Origin of the sequence: Vibrio fluminensis (assembly GCF_015278125.1) — a bacterium.
GTDB lineage: Bacteria > Pseudomonadota > Gammaproteobacteria > Enterobacterales > Vibrionaceae > Vibrio > Vibrio fluminensis.
Genome location: NZ_JADILO010000022.1, coordinates 65712 through 74068, shown reverse-complemented (window position 1 = coordinate 74068; position 8357 = coordinate 65712). Strand labels below are relative to the sequence as shown.

The 8357-nt window shown below is 46.1% G+C and carries 3 protein-coding genes; all 3 read right to left on the bottom strand.

From position 1 onward, the window contains the following. Nucleotides 1–225: 225 nt before the first annotated feature. The 3 genes from IRQ95_RS14830 to IRQ95_RS14820 all read right to left on the bottom strand — a co-directional run bounded on the left by IRQ95_RS14830 (nt 226) and on the right by IRQ95_RS14820 (nt 8196). On the bottom strand, nt 226–1986 hold the full coding sequence (locus tag IRQ95_RS14830) for a diflavin oxidoreductase (protein ID WP_194437645.1): 1761 nt from the start codon (nt 1984–1986) through the stop codon (nt 226–228). A 31-nt stretch (nt 1987–2017) separates the two neighbouring features. Then, nucleotides 2018–7465, bottom strand: a complete 5448-nt coding sequence (locus IRQ95_RS14825; RefSeq protein ID WP_194437644.1) for a glutamate synthase-related protein — start codon at nt 7463–7465, stop codon at nt 2018–2020. Between the two features lie 299 nt (nt 7466–7764). Beyond that, nucleotides 7765–8196 carry a DUF1499 domain-containing protein gene (locus IRQ95_RS14820; RefSeq protein ID WP_194437643.1) on the bottom strand — a complete coding sequence of 144 codons (432 nt, stop codon included), beginning with the start codon at nt 8194–8196 and terminating at the stop codon, nt 7765–7767. Nucleotides 8197–8357 lie beyond the last annotated feature (161 nt).

Here is an 8357-nt window from a genome sequence, read left to right as displayed (position 1 = left end):
TGCTTCTGTATGCCTATGTAATGAATGGAAGCTTCTGCGCACGGTATAACAAAAAATATCGCGATCGCGACCTACGGTCGCTTCCAAAAAAGAACCCCGCTTGAAAAAGCGGGGTTCGTCATCAATCTGAAAGCCATGGTTGAAACCATGGCTTTGTTATTTTATGTCCCGGTTTGCAATACTTCAGAGACAGTGCGTTTACTCGATAGATGAATTAAGTGCTTTTTAGTAAACATCGCGGACATAGCGTTTTTGTTTTTTCAATTGAGCAACGTAATCGACGGCGCCTTGATGATCGACGTTACCATGCTCAGCAATCAATTCATGGAGCGCTTTGTCGACATCTTTTGCCATGTGGTAAGCATCACCACAAACAAAGAAGTAACCGCCACGTTCTAGCCATGCGAATAGCTCGGCACCATTTTCACGCATTTTATCTTGTACGTAGATCTTCTCCGCCTGGTCGCGAGAGAAAGCGAGATCTAATTTGGTTAATACTTCCTTTTGCTGCAAAGCTTCAATTTCTTCTTGATAGATATAGTCACTCGCCGCGTTTCTATCACCAAAAATTAACCAATTATCACCAGGTGCCGCGATAACTTCTCGCTCTTCGAGAAAGGCTCGAAATGGCGCGATGCCAGTGCCAGGGCCGACCATTATCATTGGCGCCTTGTCATCCTGAGGAATTGCAAAATTCTTATTGGGAGCAAAGTAACAAGGGACTTTTTCACCTTCGTTAATGATATCAGCAAGCCAAGTTGAGCAAGTTCCATGATATTCGCGGTCTTGCTTTTGGTAACGTACACTACCAATGGTTAAATGCACTTCGTCTTGATGCTTATTCAAGCTAGAGGAGATAGAGTAAGCGCGAGGTGCGATAGGTTTAAGCAATGATAATATTTCCGCCAAGGATAAACTGACATTTGGGTAGTAGCGCAGAATATCGAGAATATCTTTACCCCAGAGAAAATCGTTCAGTGGCGCAGTATCGTCATTGGCAAGCATCTGTAAGACTTGATGATCACTAGCCGCTTCAGCGACCGCCTTAAGCAACTCTTTTGCTGGGGTGCGAATATCAAGGTGATGTGTGAAAATTTCACGCAGGCTATGACTTTCACCATTCCAAGACGGACGCTCATCACCGTTATAACCGAGTTGTTGGAGTACATCTTCGACCAAGTCCGGTTGATTTTGTGGGATGACATTTAGCGCATCCCCTGGTTTATAAAACTCCCCCGAGCCTTCTAAACAGAGTTCATAGTGCATGATTTCTTTTGAAGAGCTTGCTTTAGTCAATACTCGTTTATGCTTTAGCGTTGCGAGTAAAGGGTTCTTTCGATTGAACTTAGACTTTTGCTTAGCAGGCGAAGAGGCAGTTTGGCTCTGCTCTTCGTCATCATCACCTTGAGCGGCAATGCTTGGTAATGTTGCCACCATCCAATCTTCGGCTAGTTGCTCAAAATCAATGTCACAGTCGATTCGATCGGTGACACGAGTGGCCCCTAACTCTGACAAACGCTCATCCCAAAGTTTACCTGCTAGGCAGAACTCATCGTAACTCGTATCACCTAGCGCGAGTACAGAGAAGAAGGTGCCGATAAGGTTTGGTGCATTGTTACTACTCATGGTTTGCCAGAGTGATTCGGCGTTATCAGGCATTTCACCTTCACCGTAGGTACTGGTGACAATCAGTATGCGTGAAGACTTAACAAAAATCTGTGCGTCGACATCATCCATGTCAAACACTGAGGCTGTCATGCCATACTCTTTGGCTTTCTCTGCGGCTTCGTAGGCGACGCTTTCGGCATTACCTGTTTGGGAACCGTATAGAATGGTTAAGCCTTTTACTTGCGGTTTTGTTTCCGCATGAACCACAGACTCTTGCTTAACCAGCAAGCGTGAGTGTAGGCCTGAAAAGAAGCCAGCCAACCAAGTTTTTTGGTCATCATTAAATGGAATGTCTTGTGGCAAATGAGGTACTTTCATCGTATTTCCTATTAATTTACAGCGCCTTTCCTTAGGCTGGTTTAGCTTCTTTCTGATTTTTCTGTGCTTGCTCTATTTCATCACGAATCACATCGGAAAATAGCTGGCAGTAAAGTGTCGCTAGCCGTTGACTCAGTGGTTCAATGTTGGTCATCTGCTGAGCAATCTCCGCTTCACGAGTTATGATCCAAACGCTGGTACCTCGCGAGTGGGTATCCCAAATGTCACGGCGATTAAGAGAATTTTTGTAGTCACTAACGCGTTTGTCTGCAAGCAACACCGATAACTCTTCGTCTTGATAGGCAGAGATGGCCTCTTTGACATCTTTACTGATCGCATCGAGTAACTTTTTATCTTTTAACTCGAACAAGCGACGCAAGCTTGGGTTTTGTTGTGGGTCATTAGGAGTCTGCAGCTGACTTAATTGTTTCGCGCGATGTAAGACACCGCTTTGGGTCAGCAGTTGGCAGATTAAGCGACTATCCATTTCACCGTATTGAGGGCTTAGACCGTTAGCGAGCGGCTGATTATCTCGGTAGGCAAAGTGGATTTGCTCAATGAGGCGGCTTGCCTCACCTTGAATCATCTCTTCCAACATCTTTTTACGCGAGTGAGTGGTGAGAATGCTTTCTGGGTGCTGGCTCTGGGTTAGGGCTAATGGTAATACCAAGGTAAATAGCGTACGACTGGTTGCCCAATCCGCGAGCAATTGCGCCGCTTTCTCTGACCCTGTAAAGCGCAGATGTTGCTCTAGATGCCATTTAAGTGCTTGCTCGTAACCATCATCTTGCTCTATTAGTGGCAAGGTTAGCACCGAATCTTTACTGCAGCTTGCAGCAAATTGACCATCAATATCGTATTGATAAGCGATGCCGCCGGACATGCCATTGCCGAAGCCTTTACCATAATTTCCGAGGTTGATAACCGAACCATTGGTCATGTACTCACAACAAAAGTCACCAACGCCTTCGACCACGGCAACCGCGCCAGAGTTACGTACGGCAAAACGGTCACCAGCTTCACCTTGAATAAAGGTTTGACCGCCAGTAGCGCCAAACAGGGCAAAGTTACCAATCAGGACATTGTTGCCTTGAGAAAGGCTTTGAGCATGAGGTGAACGCACCACGATATGTCCACCACTTGCCCCTTTGCCTACGCCATCATTGCAGGTACCGGTATGGTGCATGACCATACCGCTGTTATTGAATGCCGCGTAACTTTGGCCTGCACTGCCATGACTGTTTACGGTGATAGATTCAGCGTCAAAGAAGCGACGTCCGTTGCTGGCGGTTTTCACCGCTGGATGGTTGCGTGCTTTATCTTGATAGTTAAGTGCTCGCTCAATATCAATCGATAGCTGTCCACCCGTGGATTTGTTGCGGTTGTTAAGCTTACCCGCCGTTAAAATAATTTGTTGATCTTGTGATTCAAAATATTGATTAAGCAGTTGCTCAATCAGTTGATCATCGGGGGTAAAGTCTGCTTCAAGGTATACGGGTTTGGCAATTTTGATCGCATCAACGGGTTTGAGTAATCCGGTGACATCGAGACGGCCAACGATACTGTGGTGATTCGCAAGATGTAACAGCTCTGTTTTGCCACGAATCTCGCTTAAACTGGTATAGCCAAGTTGGGCTAAAATCTCTCTGACTTCGTGCGCGACATTAAGGAAGTACTGCGCCAGTGCTCTAGGGTCACCTTGGTACAGCTCTGGATTGGTGGTTAAGCCAGCAGGGCATTTGATATTACAGTTTTTCGCCATCACGCACTTCAGCATCATGAGGGCAGTCGTGCCAAATTCAAATGAATCCCCCCCCATAATGGCTGATTTAATCACATCCATGCCAGTCTGATGAGCATTTGAACAACGTAGCGTAATTTTATCGCGCAGACCATTCTCGCTCAGTGCTTGATGAACTTCTGCAATACCTATTTCAGCCGCGCGACCGGTGTTTTTCAAACTGGTTACAGCCGCAGCGCCTGTGCCACCAGTATTGCCCGCGACGTTAATGATATCCGCGCCTGCTTTCGCTACACCAACGGCTATGGTGCCAATGCCTTCTGACGAAACCAGTTTTACGATGACTCGCACACGCGCCGCTTTTGCGTCATGGATAAGTTGGCCTAGATCTTCGATAGAGTAGGTGTCATGGTGCGGAGGTGGACTCACCAGTTCTACTCCAGGGGTGCCACCACGCGCGGCGGCAATTTCGACGGTAACTTTTGGCGCAGGTAACTGACCGCCTTCACCCGGTTTAGCCCCTTGAGCTATTTTGATTTCAATTTCTTCGAGCTGAGGATCGGCCAAATAACCTACCCAAACACCAAATCTTCCTGAAGCAAATTGTTTGATTTTGCTGGATTTAATAGAGTTGAAGCGAGATGAGTGCTCACCACCTTCACCTGAGTTACTCATCGCTCCTGCGATATTTGTGCCCTGAGCAACGGCTTGGTGGGCGTTAGCATTGAGCGCGCCGTGACTCATTGCGCCAGAGGCAAAGCAAGGCGTAATCAAATGAGCCGGTGATACTTGATCTATTGCGATGGCATTGGGTGTCGATTTTACCCGACTTAGGAAATGATCAAGAGCAGGCAAGGCGATGATTCGAACTGAGTCATTGACCAGTTCAACTTGGCCGGCCTTATCGCTCCAAACCAGCTCAATTGCTTCTTTCAGCGCATAGCTCGCATCTGGATTGTCGAGGGTTAAAAAGTACTCAGGTTGATTATTTTCAACGGTGATACCTCGCCATAAGTAGTCATTATTACCATCAAAGTGATAACGATCCAGTAAGTGTACGAATTCGGCTTGAGTCGTCGCAGCGCTAAAATCTAATGGCAACAACAAAATGTCACGTAATGTCGCAGGGCGCGTTTCACGTTCTAGATACAGATTTTGGGCAAATGTTCGGTAAGCGGGTGTTATCGAAAATGTATCGATTTGCTCTGACGTAAGTTTCTCATAGCCAGTTTGCTTGTAGGCAAGATCTTGCTCTTGTACCACCGTTGACTCAAGTAGTTTTGCTTCCGGTGAAGCCTCTACATAGCTTACTGGTTCTTGAGTCATATTGATGTACTCGCGTACCGCGGTATTACCAAAACTGTGTCCAGCACCATCTTGGCGTTCTTTGAAAAGCCCCAATAGTGGAATTTGATTCTCTTCATTAATCGCTAGTGCTTTGAAATGCCATTTTGCGGCGCTCCAAGCGATATCCGCCAAACGAGCTCCGCCTACAGGTGAGGCAATATTGGGAAAGTACTCTTTCAGGCATGCGGAATCTGTGTCGATAAAGTTAGACTCAAAGAATTCACCACCTATGTAGCTTTCTGCAGTACAAAGGCCAAATTTACCCATGGTTTTCATCAGCGATTTTTCACACGCTTTTTGGAAGTTTTTTAGGCCGACTTCAACACTCTGATTGTTGGCTAGAGTTTGGGCGCGATAGTAAACCGAGAGAGGGCACACCGCAGAGATACCAAAACCGAGTAAACAGGCAATATCATGGCTGCTAGCTGTCTGGCCGGTTTGATAAACCAAGCTGGTATCAAAGCGCAAACCGCGTTGAATTAGGCGTTGATTCGCTGCGGCCGCGACCAAGATAGCGGGCAGGGCGGCTTGATCGTTGGCAATGGCTTTATCGGTTAAAACGACAATACCATTGCCCGCTAGTGCGGCTGCTTCAACTTGTTGGCAAACGCTCTCCACTGCATTTTTGACGCGCTGGGTATTATCATCGCGGCTGTTGATGGTCGGGGTAAAGAGTGTATCAACCGTTGCTACGTTAATGCGTTTTTGCTGCAATATTTGCTCTAATTGCTGTGGCTGAATAATTGGAGATTCAAGTACCAACTGAACCGTATCTTGAGGACTGAAGTTGGGTTTTGCACCCAAAGCAACACGCAGTGTCATGCCGTCAGACTCGCGCAGAGAGTCTAGTGGTGGGTTGGTAACTTGAGCGAATCTTTGGCTGAAATATTTCGCCATGCCACCTTCTTCATCGGTCAGCACGTTTGGTGCGAGTCCAAAGCCCATTGCGGATATTTTTTCTGCGCCAGATTCAAGCATTGGGTCGAGGAAGAATTTAAAACTTTCTTGGTTGAGTGAGTAAGCGACATGGCGACTGTACGCACTAAAATGATTGTTATCTTCTACTTGTTCTAAGTGGCTAGGTTCTAAGTTATTTAGGGTAAAACGTGCCGATTCAAGTAGTGCAGGGTAATTGCGCTGACAGGCGAGCTGCTCAAGAATTTCTTTGGTTTCATAGCTTTGTCCAGTCGCATGATCAAAGTAAATCATACCTCCGGCTTGGATACGCCCAAAGCGAGTGATCTCTTCGGCTGGAAAGTCGATTTGCCCCGCTTCGCTCATTACGGCTAAGTAGCGGTCTGTTTCAACACTTCTTAGTGGGCGAAGTCCTAATCGATCGAGGCGAGCACCAACTTTTTGTCCATCAGAGAAGATGAGCGCGGCAGGACCATCATTTTTTTCTTCTGAGAGACTGAAATACTCGAGCATGGCTTTGACGTTTTTCGATAGCTTAGTGTCGTTTTCCCATGCTGGTGGCATCATGGCAATTACCGCTGTCACGATATCCATTTGGTCTTCCACCACTCGGCGAGCCAAGGTTTGGTCTAGCCTTGCTGAGTCTGACTGTCCTTTAGGAAATACGACTGATTTGTGCTGCTGACGAGCGATGGCATCCTCACTGAGCCGGTTTTTCTTATCAGTATTGAGCTCACCGTTATGGGCCATGCGTCGAAATGGCTGCGCCATCATTGTCGCAGGTGCTGTGTTGGTCGAAAAACGGGTATGGAAAAAAAGCGTGGTAACTTGATGTTCTGGGTGAGTGAGATCAGCAAAATAAGGCATCACTTCCCAAGAGTTTAAGCGCCCTTTGTAAACCTGAGTCTTTGAACTCATTGAAAGAGGGTAAAAACCATGCAGGCTATCATCAGTGAAAGCGATGGATTCGAGTTTGTTTAATGCGAGATTAATATCAAGTTCAAACTGTTCATGACCGCGAGTGATTTGCGCGTTAGTGAATACGTATTGGTGTATGGTTTGTTGAACCTGCTGAGAAGCGAGGTTAACCGCACCTAGGTTAACGGGAACCTGACGATAGAGTTCAAGATCCAAGTTGAACTCATTTAAAGTGCTTTCAATGAGTGACTTGGCATGCTGAGATTGCTCGTTATCATAGGGGAAGAAAAAGTTGGCAACGCCAAACTCGCCGAGAGTGAGTTGGGGTTTACTTAACAGATGTCGATAGAAGTTGCTTGATAAGTCAATATTGACGCCTGCTCCATCGCCAATGCCTTCAGCGTTCATACCGCCACGATGGGGAATCGTACAAAGTGCTTGATGAGCGAGGGATAAAAGTTGGTGAGTTTGTTCGCCCGTTTTGTCCGTGATGAACCCCACTCCACAGCTCGAGTGTTCATGCTCGCGATCAAACAGCGAGCGACATTCCTGATTCATTCGATCTTTTCCTTGATTGCTAGCAGCTTCATTGCCGCCGAGTCCATAGGCTTGTATCACTACAGTGCCATTATTCGTTGTTATTTTAAGTAAGAATAATTCCTATTCTCTTTAATTGAACAACCATAATTACCACGAGAGGTGGCTAATCGCAAGCATTGTGTGATAAAGATCGCCTAAAAATTAGACATCGTTGGAGAAAAGTATTAGTGAATGAATGAGCAAAATTTGTGCATGGCTTATGGCTTTTACGCCTAAAATATTTAGGCGTATTTGGCGTAAGTGTTACGATTAATACGCTAGTTTTTTAACAATCCTGCTTCTGCGAGTCCGCTTCTCAACTGTTCTGCTCGCTTGCGATTGACACCAAAATCAGAGTATCCGACGCGAGATTCTGAGCGCACGAGTAATTGGCTGCCTCTTATTTCTAGCTCTAAATCATCAACAAAGCGCATGATTTTTGAGGTGCACTCAATACGTAGATAATTGCCTTCATGAGCGGCTGTTTTCGCACCCGGTAAGTTTAGTGCCACGGTTTCAATTTGTTCAATAGAGACATTATCTTTAAGAGTGAACGGAGCGAGTTGAAATTTTTCTCTCTGATCTAGGGTTGACACACAGTTGGGTTTATCAGCGCAGATTAGGTCGATTTTTTTCGTCATGGCTCTGGCTCCTTGGCTGCATCCTGAAAGTGTGACTGCGGCAATGATGATTGCCAACGTAGTTTTCATTTAATTCTTCCGAATGGTTTAGTGTGATTGCTCTATACGCAACTATAGTCAAACTGATCACTATAACCAAGAGTATAAAGGGATTGACGGTGAGTGATGTGACGAGAGCGAAAAAAGACCAGCGCGAGGCTGGTCAAAATAAAATGGAAGGTAAATGGCGA

Bases quoted from the DNA above. Each gene is read 5' to 3' on its own strand.
- IRQ95_RS14830 (WP_194437645.1), bottom strand. From the start codon at position 1,986: ATGAAAGTACCTCATTTGCCACAAGACATTCCATTTAATGATGACCAA.
- IRQ95_RS14820 (WP_194437643.1), bottom strand. From the start codon at position 8,196: ATGAAAACTACGTTGGCAATCATCATTGCCGCAGTCACACTTTCAGGA.
- IRQ95_RS14825 (WP_194437644.1), bottom strand. From the start codon at position 7,465: ATGAATCAGGAATGTCGCTCGCTGTTTGATCGCGAGCATGAACACTCG.